Here is a 16159-nt window from a genome sequence, read left to right as displayed (position 1 = left end):
CAAGTTAGTTATCGACGCCGATCAACAGGATAATCCCGAGAGAATTCCCTGACCGCCATCAAAATCGGCATAAGCCCGTGGCCTGCTGAACTCAGCGAGTATTCGACTCGAGGAGGCTGCTCTTGAAAGTCGTGTCGGCTTATGAGGCCGTCATTTTCCAGTTCCCTGAGATGTTGCGTTAGCATCTTCTGGGATATCCCAGGTATGTCTCTCATGAACTGCGATGCCCGCAATGATGGTTCGGCGAACAATCGGAAAAGGATCGGCAGTTTCCAACGTCCTGTGATCATCCGAAGCACCCTGCTCACATGAGAGACAGATCCGTCGGCTCCGAGGCATGTCGCCCTGTCCTCGACAGGCACTTTAAAGTGCGTAATTGCCTGTTTCATCAACGAACCTCATATCTGCAGGAGACGATAACACGGATGAAATATCATGGACTTACAACTCCAAAACAAGGTTGCACTGGTCACGGGAAGCAGTAAGGGGATTGGCGAGGGCGTGGCCAGAGGCCTCGCAAAGGAAGGGGCAACCGTTCTTGTCCACGGTCGCGACAGAATGAAAACAGAGGAGGTCGCGCATGACATCATATCCTCTGGAGGTCATGCTTTCGCGGTATTCGGCGATCTGACAGTGCCGGATCAGGTCGATCGTCTGGTTCGTGATTCAAAGGCTGCAGCAGGCTCGATCGACATCCTGGTCAACAATGCCGGCGGATCTGCCGCGGCGGAGGATTGGACCTCGACAAGCTCTGAAACGTGGGCCGCTGTCTATGACAGGAACGTGCTCGCATCTGTGAGGATCATCTCGCTCGTTCTGCCCGCAATGAAAGCGTCGCGGTGGGGTCGGATCATAAACATCTCAAGCCTGGCGGCCCTTATGCCGCCTGCAAGTCGACCGGACTACTCTGCCGCCAAAGCAGCCATGATCGCGATGACGGCGTCGCTCGCAAAAGACGTTGCTGCACACGGCATCACCGCGAACACCGTTTCGCCTGGAACGGTGCATAGCATCAGTCTGGATACCGCATTCCGTAAGAAAGCCATTGAGAGGGGGATGGCCATTGACGCCCCCTGGGACGACATAGAGAGAGAAATCCTGCCAATGTTTGCTCAGGTGCCCGTTGGAAGGGTCGGAACCCTCGAGGAGATTGCGGATGCCGTTGCGTTTCTCTCGAGCCCCCGTGCTGGCTATATCACAGGAGCAAACCTCCGACTTGACGGAGGAATGTGGCCAGGGATGTAGCAGGACAACAGAGAAGCTGCGCCAAACCTGTCTAAGTTCCCCGCCTCAGTTCCAGTTTGCCATGACGAAACGGTGGATCTCCGCTTCGAGTTCCTGGTCTTCCGGCGTCCCACCCATGAAGCCACCATGGGGCATAGCTTCGAAGACGTGCAATTCGGTTTCCACGCCAGCTTTTCGCAAGGCTCGATGCATCCTCACCGTGTTTGACAGGAACAGGTCACGCGTGCCGGTCTGCAGGAATGTCGGCGGAAAGCCCGCCAAATCACCGAAGAGCGGCGATAGATAGGGATTGGAGAGATCGGCACCACCGGCGTAGAGCAGGTTGTTTGATCGTAGCGGGCGGGGCAGAACGAGATCAATCATCTGGTTGGTCTGGAAGCTGTCACCGGATTCGGTGAGGTCAACCTGTGGCGAGAGCAAGACTAATCTGCCAGGCATTGGCATGCCTTCATCTCTTGCCCGCAGCAGCATGGCAGTCGCGAGATTGCCGCCTGCCGATCTCCCCAGGATGATTACCTTGTCGGGGGAGTGACCTCTCAAGACATGACGGTACGTGGCTAAGCAGTCATCAAGAGCGGCCGGATAGGGATGCTCAGGCGGCATCCGGTAATCGACGCCGTAGCATCGCACGGCGTGCTGGTGAGCTTGGCGTCGCGCACTGACGCGACAGGCCTCACCGCCTCCGAACACCAATGCGCCGCCATGCAGGTCGATGAGTGCGCCACGCTCATGAAATGCTCCGTGCGGCGTCGCGACATGGATCGTTGCTTGTTCGACTACAATTGTCTTGACTGTGGACTGCAAACTCCCGGCAAGATCTTTGGCCGCGGCGGCGTAATGCGCATCTACTGCGGCTTTCATCATCATCCAGCCTGAAAAATCCTCTGGGGACGGCATTTCGAACCGCGCATTCATAGGGCTCCCGTCCTTGTCGACCAGGCGCGACAGTGCCGCTTGTGCTTCGACGCTGATGGAATGGGGGGCCTGAATCATCCGTGAAGGGACGGCTGCACTGCGTGAGGAATTGCTCATTTCTTGCTCTGTAATGGAACGAAGCGACGATGACTTTTTCTCGAACCCGGGCGCCGGTCTGGCCGATTTTAGATGTTCTGCCCGAGACATGAGATCGCTTCAGATTGGCACTTGGGTCCGCAGCCAGATGACTGACTGTATCCCATTGCTTTGAAGGGAGAATAGCCTATTACCAAACTGATTTTGCTACCACCTCAACAGTTTGGGCCCGATTGACGCTCCCAGTGCCGCTACACATGCAATGGCGATCGAATACCATACCGCCACAAAGGCAGCGCCATCGTTGAGGCAGGCGATGGTATAGGCGAGACCACCAACGGAACCTGCAAGGAAACCTGCAATAGCGCCTGCCTGGCTGAGCCGCGTGGGCGTTCCGGCCCGCATCGCAGAAAGAATAGCGGCGAGCGCCGGGATGGAAGCCATGATGATAGTACCCGCACAATTTAGCACCGAGTAGGTGTGAACCCCAAGCAAGGGAAAGCCGCTCCGATCGAACAGAGCTCCGGTAAGCAGGAAGGCCAGTGCCGGAGCAAGAAAGATAACCGTGCGAGGCACCTGGCTCGGCTGGACCACTGTCCAAACAAGATGAAACCCGCCGGCAGCTACAAGAACCATGCCGATGACCTTGAACAGGAACGTCCATGTCGGGAGTATCTGCATGAGGTCGGAGCGAGGTCCGGCGATCATCACAACGACACCAGTCGCTGCCAGGATCGAAAAGACCAGCGCGACAGGTAGGACGATCGAGAAACGGAGCGAAAGTGACGCGCCTTTACCAGCTTGCGCTGCAAGCCCTCGAATAAGATCGTCCGTTGGTTGTCGATTGTCATTCATGCCCGGGGCCTCTTCTCTGTGTTGCCGCCATCAGTTTCTTCAACGAGCGATGGAAAGCGACGCGCACCGCTCCCTCGGTGGAACCGATTCGCGCCGCGGCCTCTTTGGTAGAGGCACCCTCAAGCCCGATGGCTCGGACAGCTGCCTGTTCGCCAGGGGGCAAGGCGGAGATTAGTTTTTCAACATCTGCCGGATTGCGTTCAGGATCGAACACCTCAAATGAGAACAAGCCGGCCCACTGCTCCTCGGTCAAATCAACGCGCGTGCGTGAGTCACGGCCCAAGCGCCGGCTGGCATCAATGATCTTGTAGCGCGTAATTGCGTTCAGCCACGGAAGCAGAGACCGCTTCGTATCCCATTGGTGGCGACGGGAATGCACTGCTATGAGCACTTCCTGGACGACATCCTCTGCCTCGTAAAGACTGAAACCCATATATCGCAAATGCGCCTCGACGATCCGCCGCACCGAAGCGGCGAAAGCCCTGAGAAACGCCTCGTAGGCAGCGCTATCTCCAGTGCGTTCCGCGCGCATCGCTTTCGCCCATCTGTCTTCCCGTGTGTCCATGCACCCATGCTTTCGGTTGGACGAAACCCATTGTTACGACCTATCGCGAATTTATTCGAATTTACGCGCCGATCACATAGTCGTGACGATGTAAGATTGGGGAATTCCCAACGAAAGACTCCTCCGAAGCATGTGCTTTACGATGAAAGGAAGTCCGGAATGATCATGAACAGGCGCACATTTTCAACTGCTATGCTTGCCGGCGCGGCAGCATCAATGATTTCAACCAAAGGCATGGCCGCGTCGGCAGCCGGCCGCCCAGAAAAGGCCCGTAACGTTGTCTTCGTCCATGGGCTATTCGCAGATGGTTCCTGCTGGAGTGAAGTGATATCGCGGCTGCAGCCAAAGGGTTTGAACATCACATCCGTGCAGAACCCTCTGACGACTCTCTCTGAATCGATTGCTGCTGCGGAGCGAGTATTGGCGCGGCAGGATGGGCCAACAGTATTGGTCGGGCACTCATTTGGGGGAATGATTGTAACTCAGGCAGGAATGCATCCTAATGTGTCGGCGCTCGTGTACGTCGCCGCCCGTGCACCCGACGCAAACGAGGATTTTGGCGCTTTGGCGAAAACCTTCCCCACTCCCCCCGCTTCTGCCGGGATTGTTTTCGACGGTGAGGAAGGAAGACTTAGCGAGAAGGCGTTCCTCGAGGACTTCGCCGGTGACATTCCCACGGCCCGCGCGAAGGTGCTGTATGCAACGCAGTATCCTTTCCAGAAGACGCTACTCTCAGGCAAAGTTTCCGAAGCCGCTTGGCGCCACAAGCCCAGCTATTACGCGGTGTCGAGCGAGGACCGCACGATCAACCCGGACCTGCAGCGCTTTCTCGCCAAACGCATGGACGCAAAGGCAATCGAATTGAAAGCCAGCCATCTCTCGCTGATCTCGCACCCGGACGAGGTCGCGGAGCTTATCCTGGAAGCTGCAGGCCAGAAAGCCTAACCCGATCCGCGAAATTCAGACAGTCAGACACCGCTGCGTGACCTCCCCTAAACCTGCGCTAGTCGTCCAGTGACCTCTTTGCAAAGCGGACGGTTTCTAGGCAACGAGGCAAGCAGCGCAGTCGAGAGAGGACGACAGCCAAGACTGGGGGTGTCGTTCTTTCTCCGAGCTGTTAGGCAATGAATATATGTGTGCCAGGTTGTTCAGATTTATCTCTCAAGCAATCTAGCTCTTGAAGAGATTCGAACTTGCGACCTCCATTCCAAAAATAGCGGCCTTATAGCGTGCGCGATCAGTCAACCGTAGCCTTCGCGTTCGCCCCGGAAACGTATTGCCTATGATTTGCGAACCCGCCCCTCGTTATTCTCCAGAAAACGATCGAGAATCGCAGCAGTGAATACCCAAAGCTGCCGACATTTGTCGTCGCTATTCGCGGGTGCAATGGGCGTCAGCGTTTTTGCGTTTCTGACGGAGATGTAGAGGCCTGTCTCCACGCCGAACTCCGGATCGGATGCTAGCCGCACGATGATGCCTGCGCCTCGCACCGGGTCGCCTATCCGTAGCCATTTCAGAATTCTGGCGAGTGGGCCCGAGAAACCAAGTTCGCGGCCCAGACTCGTCACATTAAAACCGGGATCGAGGCAATTTACGGTCACCCCTGTACCTTTGAGCTGTCGTGCCAGCTCCATCGAAAACATGATGTCCAGCAATTTGCTTCGGCCGTAGACTCTGGATGATCCCCGAGCAGTGAATGGTGTTGTGTCGAGCAAATCTGCTTCGAAGTCGAATGCACCGCTCCGACGAGACGCTTCAGATGCGACTGTAACGATCCTGGCATAAGGGGACCGTACCAGAGTTTCACGCAACGTCATGGTCAGGAGCCATGCGCGAAATAGTTGACAGCGATCATTTCAGCAAAGCCGTCTTTGGTCACCCTCTGCTGAAAGGCATGCAGACCTGCATTGTTGATCAGTACATTGATATCAGGGTGGCGCGCGGCAATCGTTCTGCCGGCTGCGACCACGGACCCGAGATCGGAGAAGTCAGCGTAGACCACATCGACGGCGGTGTTTGGTGCGGCAGCTTCGATCAGCTTAAGTGTTGCTTCGGCCTTCCTCTCGTTTCTGGCCGTCAGAATAAGATCGGCCCCAAGACACGCCAGCTCGATCGCTGCAAGCTGGCCAATCCCATCGGTGGCACCTGTGATGAGAACTTTCGAACGCGCGGACATATGCAACACCGCATTTGGTTGATAATGATCAACTGTATCCATTAGTTGACATATGTCCACTATTTTCGCTAAGGATCACCATGGAGAAGCAGCGCACCAGACATCTCAAGGAACTTGGCCATGAGCTAAACGCGCTGCTTGCTGCCTCGCGCGCCATCACATCCGCATCGGCAGAACGCTTTCATCCGCAGATTCAACCAGCAGCCTACCAGATCGCCATGGTCCTCTCGATGCTTGGAGCTGCTAGAGGAAGTCAGCTCTCGCAACTGCTCGAGACAGACAAAAGTGCAATCAGCAGACTGCTTAAATCGCTGTGCGATCTCGGGCTGGCTGAGCCCGTAACGGACCCGGATGACCGCAGATCGACTATTTACCGATTGACTCAGGAAGGACAATCGAGGGTCGAAGCGTCGATCGAAGTGAAAATCGGGGCATTTTACTCTCGTACCGAAGGGTGGAGCGACGCTGAGCTCAGCCAGCTCACCGAATTGCTCCGCAAGTTCAACCGGCACGTGTAGGACGTGCGGGCTCTAACGAGACGAATGTGACAACACTTCGAGGCAGGTCTTTCTGAGCAACGAAGAAATGTCGGATTTCTTGAGGTTATTTTTCCTGAAGAACAGTCGGCGGTTCGCGCCTACATCGTCCGCCATCTACGGCATATGGCCGTTGGGCCACTCGGTGTCACCTTGCTGAGAGAAAACAATTGCCGACCCTACAGCGTCGTCAGGCTTAAGCGCGGCGGCACCTTCACCCGCGAGCTTTGGAAGCTCGGCCCATGGCGTGCCGCCGGTGGCCAACAGCCTGCTTTCCCAATCGGAACAACGATCTGCAGCTGCGATAGGATGTATGAGAGACGTCAGCCGTCCTTGGCGCTACGCCGCGCGTTGCGCAACCAAGGCCACTGGCCGTCGATCTCGGCTTCAAGCGAGAAGCTCAGAAACGTCCGGATCAGAACGATCAATCCAAGAAGACCGACACTTTCCCAGGTGAGAGGCGCGATGATCGTGGCGATAATATCGGCCCCGATCAGGATTTCGAGGCCGAGAAGGATGCCGCGCCCGAGATTGGCGCGGTAGCGGTCATAGGCCCCGCGCCGGTCATCCTTGGTCAGGTCGCGGACATAGCCGGCAGTCGCGACAAACACACCGATCAGGATGACGCCGACGCCGAAGAATTCCAGACCAGTCGCCAGTGGCCTCAGGATGGGGGCGATCAGACTGGCCAGCCCACTGGCTTCGTTACCGATATCCATAGCACTATTCCCTGTGGTTGATCTAGTTGGCTTCAGCGCCGGCCGTGCTGGCGAAAAGAGCGACGACGGCTATGATGGCGGGCAGGCTGAAGGCCGCGGCAGGCGCGAACATGTATCCAGCCGCGCCAACACCACAGCCCAGCGCGAAGGTGACGACCGCTCCGGCCATCTTTTTTATCCGCGCCTTGGCTGCCGCGACTTCCTCGGCCTTCGGGTCGGCCAGAAGATCGGCAAGATCGAGCATGATTTGCGTGGTGGTGCCGGTCATCAGGGTCGAGGGTGGCGCCTTGGCCAAGTGGGACTTGTGGAGACCGTTCTGGATCGCCATCGCTGAAACCAGCGCCATACCGACAAGAAGGGTGACCGTGCTCTCCTCAGCGTGAAACGGCCCGTGATAGACCGCATAGATTGCTACGCCAGTAAAAAGCGCAAGTTTCACCAAGAGCATCGGTCGGATCGGCGAGTGGCCTGTGTCCTTAAGCTTCAGGCAAACGAGACGAGACAGAAAGACGACGAGGCAGAACACCGGAAGCGCGAGAAGCTTGGACAGCGCGCCGCCAAGGCCGAGTGCTGCCGTAGCGCCCAACGTAACGAAATTTCCCGTCACATGGGCAGTGAAGAGGCCTGAGAGAGACAGGAAGCCGAGGGTGTCGACATAGCCGCCATTGAAGCTCAGGAGCATGGGAAGGGAGGGGAATTTCATGGGATCTCTCTCGATATCTGCAGCGGGTTATCAGCATGGTGTCTGAGGCGTAAGGGGGGCAGTCGCCAACCTGATGTCCATTTGGAGGCGATATTCGCTCGAAAGACCTGACCCAACAATTGCATCAATAGTTTGGATATAATTGTCGCAAACGAAATAATGGGCGACCCGGAGGCCGCCCGTCGAAGATTGATCATGCCGCGCCCGGTCTGTTGATCGTCAGGAAGTGACGAACGACGGGCTTTTCCGGGCCTGAGTGGTAGGCAAGAACCCTGCCCTGCAGGTCGGCATCTGCATTGGAGACGCGCCTGTGCTGGCGAAGATGCTCGGCCCAGGATTCCACCATGAACCACTCGACGATCTTTTCAGGATCAGCGGAGTCCTCCGTCACGCCCCAGCCATAGGCGCCATCGCGGCGACGTTCCTGGGAGAGCGAATCCAGCGCATGCAAGAAGGCTTTGCGGTGCTGCTTTTCGACATGGTATTCGATCAGGATCAGGACCGGGCCACGGTCATGGGCAACCGGTTCGGCAACAAGTGGCTCGGGCCAATGGTTGGACGGAACCATGTCTGTGTCGCCGGCGGGAAGCTTGATGCGGTGCATGATGAATCCTGCAACAAGAAGGCCGGCGGCTCCGATGATCAACGTAAGCTGGATTCCGACAGCAGAGCCGACGGCACCCCATCCCAGGCTGCCGGCCGTCATCGCGCCGTTGAAGACGGTGAGGTAGACGGCAAGACCGCGGCCTCGTACCCAATTCGGCAGGACAGCCTGCGCTGCGCCGTTCAGCGTGGTCAGCGCGGTGATCCAGGCAGCGCCGAGGAAGAGCAGCACGATGATCGCGACGAACTTCGGCGGAGCGAGCGAGAGGATACCCATGACGGTGGCCGTGATGATCGCGGCACCAAGCAGAAGACCGTCGGCGCTCAGGCGTTCACGCAATTTGGGCATGACAAGCGCGCCACCGATCGCACCGGCGCCGACCGCGCCAAGCAGGATGCCGTAGAAGCTGGCATCACCACCGAGAAGCTGACGGGCAACGAGCGGAAGCAGAGCCCAGACAGCACTGGCAAAGGCGAAGAAGATTGCGGCGCGCAGCAGTACGACATGCAACGGACGGCTGGCACGGGTATAGCGCAGACCGGCGCGAAAGGCGCCGAAGAAGTTTTCCTGAAGCGCATCATTGGCGTTCTTTGCACGCGGCCACCAGACCAGCGCCGCAATGACGATAATGTAGCTGGCGACGTCGGCACCATAGGTAAGACCCGCGCCGAAGGCTGCGAGCAGCAGGCCGCCAGCCGCCGGGCCAATCGAACGGGCAATATTGATGCCGAGGGAGTTCAGGGCAACTGCGCTTTTGACGTCCTCGCGTTTGACGAGCTCAGGCACGATCGCCTGCCAGGTCGGGCCCATGAGTGCTGCGCCGATGCCGCCGAGGAAGGTGAGACCGATGAGCGCGCTAACCGAAAGCATGCCGGTCTGGGCAAGAACCATGAGGCTGATGCTGACGGAGGCGAGCAGCAGCTGGACGGCGATCAGGAACTTGCGGCGGTCGAGAATGTCGGTCAGCACGCCTGCCGGAATGGCGAGAAGGAAGATCGGCAGCGTGCCCGCCGCCTGAACCATAGCAACGGCCGCAGGCGAAGCGGAAAGATCCGTCATCAGCCATGAGCTTGCGACGTCCCGCATGAAGCTCCCGGTGTTGCCGAGAACGGTGGCGGCCCACAAGACCGCGAATACCGGTTGAGCGAGCGGAGCGAAGCTGCTCCCGGAGAATTTTGCGGCGCTCATTTTTCAGCTCCCTTGGTGATATCGAAAATGGTGACGAGAACGAAGGCGCCCGCGAGGCCGAGATGTTCGAAGAAGGCGTTGGTCGCCATCATCCGCTCCATGCCGGCGGGCAGTTCCCAGAAACGAAGCGCGATGAAGGTCGCGAGGATAGTGAAACCCGCGAGCGCGAGAGCGCCCAGCCACCGCAGCTTTCCCGACACCACCATGGCCGATGCGGTGAGCTCGAATGCGATGACGACGACGGCGAAAACGGGCGCCGGGGAAAGGCCGAAATGCTCCATCTCGGCGATCGCGCCGCCGAAATCGAAGATCTTGGTGAGCGGCCCTTGGCGGTGTTGTGGGAGAGTGGGTGGTCATCGTTGCTCCTGCGATCTTGGCCGGTCGGTTCAAGCGCCGCTGTGTTCGTCTTATGGAGCCATATTGGCGGCGATCATTACCCCCAACAATTGCGTCAATAGTTTCGATTAAATTGCGTTATCTGTAATTATACCGCTGAGCTTGCCACTCTGCAAAACAGGCTTGGGCAGTGGTCTCCCCGCTGCCCATAGTTTAGAACGTCATTCGGTTATCGCGTCAGCCTCAAATGGCCCAGCAGGAGCAGCCGAGGGCGCCGAAGAAGCCCTTCAGATCAGCAATCGGCAGTTTATCCAGGCACCGGCATGGTCGTGGCCATGTACGCCGCAGTCGCTGGCGCAGCCGCAGGTGGAGATAGCCGTGCGACGCAGTGACCGGGCGCCAGCACCCTGGGGCTCCCCCCAGGCGGCATATCCGCCGAAGGTGCTAACCGGCGACCAGTCGGGCATTGCAGGCGGAATGTCGTTCTCGTCGAGCGATTGGAAGTCGCCCGCGTCATAGACGATTTTGCCACCGACCATGGTCAGTTCCGACACGATGAACGAGATCTCGTCCTCGCGGCAGGAGAAGAAGTCCTTGTCCGGCACCACCAGATCGGCAAACTGGCCTTTCCCGATGCGGCCCTTCTTGCCCACCTCGTTGGAGAACCAGGTGACTTTTTCGGTCCACATGCGAAGGGCGGTTTCCCGGTCCAGGCAGTTCTGTCGCGGATAGAGCTGCATGCCACCGATCGTCTTGCCGGTTACCATCCAGGACAGCGAGACCCAAGGGTTATAGGAGGCGACGCGGGTGGCATCGGTGCCCGCCGAGACGTTGACGCCCTTGTCCAGCATCTTGCGGATGGGCGGCGTTGCCTCTGCCACGCCATGGCCGTAGCGCTCGACGAAGTACTCGCCCTGATAGGCCATGCGGTGCTGGGTGGCGATGCCGCCGCCGAGAGCCGCAATCCGGTCGATCGATCGATCGGAGATGGTTTCGGCGTGATCGAAGAACCAGTTGAGACCTTCGAGCGGGATATCCTTGTCGACCTTCTCGAAGACGTCGAGCGCGCGCGAGATCGTCTCGTCATAGGTGGCATGCAGGCGCCATGGCCAACGGTTTTGTGCCAGAATGCGCACCACCTCTTCCAGTTCACCTTCCATCTCCGGCGCCATCTCCGGGCGTGGCTGGCGGAAGTCCTCGAAGTCGGCGGCGGAAAAGACCAGCATCTCGCCCGCGCCATTGTGGCGGAAGTAATCGTTGCCCTGCTTGTATTTTACCGAGGACGTCCAGTTGAGGAAGTCCTCCTTTTCCTGCTTCGGCTTCTGCGTGAAGAGGTTATAGGCCAGCCGCACCGTCATCTGGTTTTCGTCGGAGAGCTTCTGGATGACCTTGTAGTTATCCGGATAGTTCTGGTTGCCACCGCCTGCGTCGATGACGCCGGTCACCCCTAAGCGGTTCAGTTCGCGCATGAAGTGGCGGGTGGAATTGACCTGATAGTCGAAGGGCAGTTTCGGGCCCTTGGCCAGTGTCGAGTAGAGGATGCCGGCGTTCGGCTTGGCCAGCAGCAGGCCCGTCGGGTTGCCGTTGGCATCACGGGTGATCTCTCCGCCCGGCGGGTTGGGCGTATCGCGCGTATAACCGACAGCGCGAAGAGCGGCACCATTCAGCAGTGCTCTGTCATAGAGATGCAGCAGGAAGACGGGTGTATCGGGCGACTGCGTTGATCTCCTCGATTGTCGGGAGGCGCTTCTCCACAAACTGATGCTCGGTAAATCCACCGACAACGCGCACCCATTGGGGTGCAGGCGTCACGGCCACCTGACGGCGCAGCATGTCCATGGCATCGGCCAGCGAACGAACACCGTCCCAGCGCAGTTCCATATTGTAGTTCAGCCCGCCGCGCACGACGTGGGTGTGGTTGTCGATCAGGCCGGGCAGGACACGCTTGCCCTTGAGATCGACGATCTTCGTGCCCGGTCCGGCCAGCGCCATGATCTCGCGGTCGGATCCAACCTCCAGAAACAGGCCATCCTTGATGGCGATTGCCGTGGCATTCGGATTGGTCCGGTCGAGCGTCGTCACGCGGCCGTTGTGGAGAATGAGATCGGCGAACATGGGAAAAGCTCCTGGCTTCATTACTGGTTTTGATTCAGCGCTTTGCGTCGGGATTGGCTGGGCTGGAGCCCAAGGCAAGCAAACCTCCTCTTGCGGTGTCAGCTATCAGACTTGTGCTGATCTTGGCGAGACACGACGACGTCATTACGGCTCTCGCCCTTCGGCATATGGCCAAACATGTGCGGCTTGATCTGGTTGATCCATGAGACCGCCGCCGGCTCCCTAGCAACCAGCGTCTTGGCAAAGGGAATGAGCTGTTCCCCAACCAGAATGCCAAGCAGGCCGACAAGGGCCACGATCGGCGGCGCGGGAGAGCGGACATTGAGCAGGCTGTAGACGATACCGACCAGAAGACCGGCGCCGATGGAAAGAAGGTAGAGCTTCATGGGGGCATCCTCGACTGCGAATGAAGCCGCTTCCGCATTTGGACATTCAGTTCTGCGGAAGCGGCGGTGATGGCTGATTACTTGGCTGGGTTAGGGCCGATGCGCTTGCCGTGCTGGACGCGTTCGTCCGCACCGTGAACCATGGTGTAGGCATAGTCGATGCCCATGCCGTAGGCGCCAGAATGCTCCTTCACTAGCGCGGTGACCGCGTTGTAGGTTTCCTTGCGTGCCCAGTCGCGCTGCCATTCCAGCAGAACCTGCTGCCAGGTAACGGGGATGACGCCCGCCTGCACCATGCGATCCATCGCGCGGTTGTGAGCTTCCAGCGAGGTGCCGCCGGAGGCATCGGCAACCATGTAGATTTCGTAGTTCGGGACGTCGTTGAGGGCAGAGAGCGCGAATGTGGTGTTGCAGACTTCGGTCCACAGGCCAGAGACCACGATCTTCTTGCGACCGTTCGCGGCATTCTTCGCCAGGGCGTCACGGACATTCTGATCGTCCCAGGAGTTCATCGACGTGCGTTCGAGAATGTCGTTCTGCGGGTAGACGGCGAGCAATTCGGGGTAAGTGTGACCCGAAAAGGACAGAGTTTCGACGGTGGTGATGGTCGTCGGGATATCAAAAATTTTGGCCGCCTTGGCGAGGCCGACGACATTGTTCTTCAGCGTCTGGCGGTCGATCGACTGGACACCGAACGCCATCTGCGGCTGCTGATCGATGAAAATGAGCTGGCTGTTTGCCGGGGTCAGGACTTCGAGCTTGGACATGGTTCTCTTCCTCTTGGTTGCGGCCCGCAAAGGGCGCCTGAAAATTGGTAGCGGCGTCCGGGAGCTTCCTGACCTTCTGGCCGTGTCGCTCGCTGTCTTGCTGCTGAAATCAAGCCTATCGTCATGGTGGCCGGCGGAGAATTGCAATAAGTCTTTCGATTGAATTGCGAAAAGCGCAACGATCGGCTGGCACAGCCGGTAAGTTCCCCGCATGGCAAGAAGGGCCACAATCCTTCTGGATCGCAGCCCTTCGTATGGTCAGATGTCTGGTATTCCTCCTACGCAGCCAGGGGCACGAGGTTGGACTCGATCTCGGCGCGAAATTCTTCATAACGGTTGGGCAGCTTGAGCGCCTGTCCGAGATGCGCAGTGTCCTCATCTCGATTGAAACCCGGCTCGTTGGTGGCGATCTCGAACAAGACGCCGCCCGGTGTCCGGAAATAGATCGCCCAGAAGTAGTCGCGGTCGATGACGGGCGTGACCCGGTAGCCAGTGTCCATCAGCGCCTTGCGGACTTCGAGCTGCTTCTCACGGTTTTCGACGGCAAAGGCGATGTGGTGAACGGATCCTGCCCCTTGCCGAGCGAAGGGCGTCTTCGGCAGGCGTTGCAGATCGATCGTGTCGGCGCCGTTCCCATTGGGGATGATGAAGCGCGTCACATCGCCTCGCCTCTCCACCCGTTCGTAGCCCATGAAGCCGAGCAGTTCCTTGGTCGCGGCCGTATCATGCAGGCTGAAGCGGGCTCCTGCAAAACCTCGGATCGCCGCGTGGTCCGGGATGCCGCTCGCTAGCCAGGGAGCACGGGCGTCGTCAGACGTTTCGATCAGCGCGAGGCTGTCGCCGTCGGGACCCATGACGCGAAGCCGCCCGGCTCCGAAGACGGTGTCTGCTTCCAGTCCATCGGCCCCTTCCGAGGATAGGCGATCCTGCCAAAACTTGAGCGACCCCTTCGGCACGGAGAATTGCGTTTCGCCGACCTCGCCGACGCCGGGACGTCCAAGCATCATGTTCTGGAAGGGGAAGTAGGTCATCACCGTTCCCGCAGATCCTGTCTCATCGCCATAGTATAGGTGGTAGACGCTGGGGTCGTCGAAGTTCACCGTCTGTTTGACCCGGCGCAGGCCAAGCGTCTCGGTAAAGAAGTGGTTGTTCTGCCGCGCATCCGACGCCATCGACGTCACGTGATGCAGTCCCTTGATGTCCTTGATCATGTCGATGCCTTTCAGTCAGCACAGATGTTTGTTGTCTGAGTGGATGTAGGCCCGTTGCTCACCTGGCGGAATTGCAATACTTGTTTCGACCCAATTGTAATTTTTGAAACAATGCTATGAACGACTATAAAGCTCTCCGCACTTTTCTTCTCGCTGCCGAAAAGCGGAATTTCGCCCAGGTCGCCCGCGAACTCGACATGACGCCTGCGGCCGTAACGCGCGCCATCGCGGCACTGGAGGCTGAGCTCGGTGTGCAGCTGTTTGTGCGTACCACAAGGCAGGTGTCTCTCACGACGGATGGTGCAATCTTCGCGGCGCAGATTCAGCCGGCGGTAAAAACGCTGGAGGATGCCCGGCGCGAGGTGATGAACGCCCATAAGGCCGACGAGGGACGCCTCCGGATCAGCGCGCCGACCTGGTTCGGCAAGGTCGTACTGCCGCCTATCCTATCCGGCTTCAGGGAACGCTACCCGAAGATCAGCTTCGAAATCTCCCTGTCTGACGGCTTGGTCAACATCGTGGACGACGACTACGACCTGGCGATCCGCATCTCGTCGCAGCCTTCCGACAAGTTCACGATCTGGAGGAAGATCCGCGTCGTCCCACGCATCCTCGTTGCCGCACCCGGTAGCCGATTTGTGGACATGTCGCATCCGAACGAGCTGACGCCGGACGACTGCCTTGCCTATAGTGGAGAAAGCCGGCGGGAGAGCTGGGTCCTGTCGGATGGCGGCTCAAGCATTGCAATCTCCGCTGGTCGAGCGTTCAGCGCCAACAGCGGCGAGGTTCTCGCGGACATGGCCGCAGATGGCGCTGGTGTTGCCTTGCTTCCAGGTTTTAACATCGCGGAACATATTCGCAGCGGAAGACTGGTGCATGTGTTCAAGGGATGGGCTCCGCCAGATCTGTGGCTGACCCTCTACTACCCGCCTTATCAGGCCCTGCCGCCGCGGATCGCTTCCTTCTCAAAATTCTTTGAGGAACAGGTGGCGGCACATATGGTCATGCTGGATTGACGGGTTGCGGGATAGCTTCAAGCCTTTCCGCCACAAGTTTTTGCAACTGCCATAGGTTCCGGTCGAAGATTTGGCGCTCCGCCAGATCAACAACCGTGCGATGCAGATATTCCGCGCAGGATCCCGCCGGGCCGCATGCCTGGGCAATCAATCCGGCGGCGGTATCGAGGGGCACTTTTTCTGTAAGGAGAGACTGCTTAGGGCTTGCCCAGAATGTCAACGCTCTTCGGGTTCCCGCAGGTGTCTTGACTGTTATCCAACGCACCATGTCACAGACTTCCGCATAGCGGATTTCGCGCGCCAGAAGCTTGCGAAGGTCTTGCCTCTTCGTTTTGCAGGGAAGTTTGAGTATCAGACCGGAACAGCTTCCGCCTCTCTGAAGTGCAAGCATCAGACCCGGCGCTTCGGACGTCGCGCGAAATCGCTCGATCCTCAGCGAGAAAGCACGATGCCATCCATAGGCGACCGCATTTTCTGTTGCCTCCACCTCAAATTCGGGGTTCCACATCAGGGATCCATAAGCGAATATCCAGATCTCCTCGTCGCCAGCCCCCTCCTCGACTCGACGGACAAGTTCGTCCAGCTGCGTTGGCGAGATGGGCGTCCAATTCGGCTCGGGGCCTTCCTCTTCCACCACCCTCAGCGTTCTGGCAACGAGTTCCGACGTAAGATACAAAGTCGCTGGTAATCTCGTTTTGTAGGAGGACGTTCTCGGCATCGGGGAAC

Annotated in this window: 17 protein-coding genes and 2 pseudogenes; 4 read left to right on the top strand and 15 right to left on the bottom strand. The window is 58.5% G+C overall.

Translation table 11 applies throughout. The features are described from left to right. Window positions 1-8: 8 nt before the first annotated feature. The gene (locus QRN60_RS21210; RefSeq protein ID WP_034499614.1) at window positions 9-389 is read right to left on the bottom strand and encodes a winged helix-turn-helix transcriptional regulator; all 381 of its coding nucleotides are present in this window, start codon (window positions 387-389) and stop codon (window positions 9-11) included. Window positions 390-435: 46 nt separating this feature from the next. Here QRN60_RS21210 and QRN60_RS21205 point away from each other — a divergent pair, with 46 nt between their 5' ends. Continuing rightward, the gene (locus QRN60_RS21205; protein ID WP_129567355.1) at window positions 436-1245 is read left to right on the top strand and encodes an SDR family NAD(P)-dependent oxidoreductase; all 810 of its coding nucleotides are present in this window, start codon (window positions 436-438) and stop codon (window positions 1243-1245) included. A gap of 45 nt (window positions 1246-1290) precedes the next feature. On the opposite strand, the gene QRN60_RS21200 is transcribed toward QRN60_RS21205, so the two are convergent. From QRN60_RS21200 to QRN60_RS21190, 3 genes are all read right to left on the bottom strand, one after another. Further along, entirely contained in the window at window positions 1291-2277 is a 987-nt protein-coding gene (locus QRN60_RS21200; protein WP_087747380.1) for an alpha/beta hydrolase, read from the bottom strand. A gap of 186 nt (window positions 2278-2463) precedes the next feature. Next, a complete protein-coding gene (locus QRN60_RS21195; RefSeq protein ID WP_087747378.1) occupies window positions 2464-3111 on the bottom strand; it encodes an NrsF family protein in 648 nt (215 codons plus the stop codon). After that, window positions 3104-3643 carry a sigma-70 family RNA polymerase sigma factor gene (locus QRN60_RS21190; RefSeq protein WP_236760597.1) on the bottom strand — a complete coding sequence of 180 codons (540 nt, stop codon included), beginning with the start codon at window positions 3641-3643 and terminating at the stop codon, window positions 3104-3106. The genes QRN60_RS21195 and QRN60_RS21190 overlap by 8 nt, the downstream gene beginning before the upstream one ends. A gap of 192 nt (window positions 3644-3835) precedes the next feature. Between QRN60_RS21190 and QRN60_RS21185 the strand changes: the two genes are divergently transcribed. Continuing rightward, entirely contained in the window at window positions 3836-4621 is a 786-nt protein-coding gene (locus QRN60_RS21185) for an alpha/beta fold hydrolase (RefSeq protein WP_129567354.1), read from the top strand. Window positions 4622-4956: 335 nt separating this feature from the next. Here the strand turns inward: QRN60_RS21185 and QRN60_RS21180 are convergent, their stop codons facing one another. Together QRN60_RS21180 and QRN60_RS21175 are read right to left on the bottom strand one after the other, a co-directional pair. Next, a complete protein-coding gene (locus QRN60_RS21180) occupies window positions 4957-5331 on the bottom strand; it encodes a Rossmann-fold NAD(P)-binding domain-containing protein (protein WP_284766622.1) in 375 nt (124 codons plus the stop codon). Window positions 5332-5495: 164 nt separating this feature from the next. Further along, window positions 5496-5894, bottom strand: a complete 399-nt coding sequence (locus tag QRN60_RS21175; protein ID WP_284766620.1) for an SDR family NAD(P)-dependent oxidoreductase — start codon at window positions 5892-5894, stop codon at window positions 5496-5498. A gap of 38 nt (window positions 5895-5932) precedes the next feature. Between QRN60_RS21175 and QRN60_RS21170 the strand changes: the two genes are divergently transcribed. Further along, complete coding sequence (locus tag QRN60_RS21170) at window positions 5933-6370, top strand: MarR family winged helix-turn-helix transcriptional regulator (RefSeq protein ID WP_129567353.1); 438 nt, start codon at window positions 5933-5935, stop codon at window positions 6368-6370. A gap of 341 nt (window positions 6371-6711) precedes the next feature. Here the strand turns inward: QRN60_RS21170 and QRN60_RS21165 are convergent, their stop codons facing one another. The 8 genes and pseudogenes from QRN60_RS21165 to QRN60_RS21130 all read right to left on the bottom strand — a co-directional run bounded on the left by QRN60_RS21165 (window position 6712) and on the right by QRN60_RS21130 (window position 14417). Then, on the bottom strand, window positions 6712-7107 hold the full coding sequence (locus tag QRN60_RS21165; protein ID WP_129567352.1) for a DUF1622 domain-containing protein: 396 nt from the start codon (window positions 7105-7107) through the stop codon (window positions 6712-6714). A 22-nt stretch (window positions 7108-7129) separates the two neighbouring features. Then, a complete protein-coding gene (locus QRN60_RS21160) occupies window positions 7130-7810 on the bottom strand; it encodes a YoaK family protein (protein WP_129567351.1) in 681 nt (226 codons plus the stop codon). Window positions 7811-8003: 193 nt separating this feature from the next. Next, on the bottom strand, window positions 8004-9602 hold the full coding sequence (locus QRN60_RS21155) for an MFS transporter (protein ID WP_129567350.1): 1599 nt from the start codon (window positions 9600-9602) through the stop codon (window positions 8004-8006). Beyond that, a pseudogene (locus tag QRN60_RS21150) lies at window positions 9599-9931 on the bottom strand (DoxX family protein); the annotation flags it as partial. The gene QRN60_RS21155 and the pseudogene QRN60_RS21150, both read right to left, overlap by 4 nt. A 250-nt stretch (window positions 9932-10181) precedes the next feature. Continuing rightward, window positions 10182-12053 (bottom strand): annotated as a pseudogene (locus QRN60_RS21145) (amidohydrolase). Between the two features lie 98 nt (window positions 12054-12151). Next, window positions 12152-12439, bottom strand: a complete 288-nt coding sequence (locus QRN60_RS21140; protein ID WP_129567349.1) for a XapX domain-containing protein — start codon at window positions 12437-12439, stop codon at window positions 12152-12154. A gap of 77 nt (window positions 12440-12516) precedes the next feature. Beyond that, entirely contained in the window at window positions 12517-13206 is a 690-nt protein-coding gene (locus QRN60_RS21135) for a hydrolase (protein WP_129567348.1), read from the bottom strand. Window positions 13207-13484: 278 nt separating this feature from the next. Then, window positions 13485-14417, bottom strand: a complete 933-nt coding sequence (locus QRN60_RS21130; RefSeq protein WP_129567347.1) for a VOC family protein — start codon at window positions 14415-14417, stop codon at window positions 13485-13487. 116 nt (window positions 14418-14533) lie between these two features. Between QRN60_RS21130 and QRN60_RS21125 the strand changes: the two genes are divergently transcribed. Continuing rightward, window positions 14534-15433, top strand: coding sequence for a LysR family transcriptional regulator (locus QRN60_RS21125; protein ID WP_129567346.1), 900 nt, complete (start codon window positions 14534-14536; stop codon window positions 15431-15433). Here QRN60_RS21125 and QRN60_RS21120 read toward each other — a convergent pair. After that, on the bottom strand, window positions 15420-16151 hold the full coding sequence (locus QRN60_RS21120) for a gamma-glutamylcyclotransferase (protein WP_129567345.1): 732 nt from the start codon (window positions 16149-16151) through the stop codon (window positions 15420-15422). The genes QRN60_RS21125 and QRN60_RS21120 overlap by 14 nt on opposite strands. Window positions 16152-16159 lie beyond the last annotated feature (8 nt).

Origin of the sequence: Agrobacterium sp. CFBP2214 (genome assembly GCF_030209895.1) — a bacterium.
Classification (GTDB): Bacteria; Pseudomonadota; Alphaproteobacteria; order Rhizobiales; family Rhizobiaceae; genus Agrobacterium; species Agrobacterium radiobacter.
This window is presented reverse-complemented; position numbering and strand designations above follow the sequence as displayed.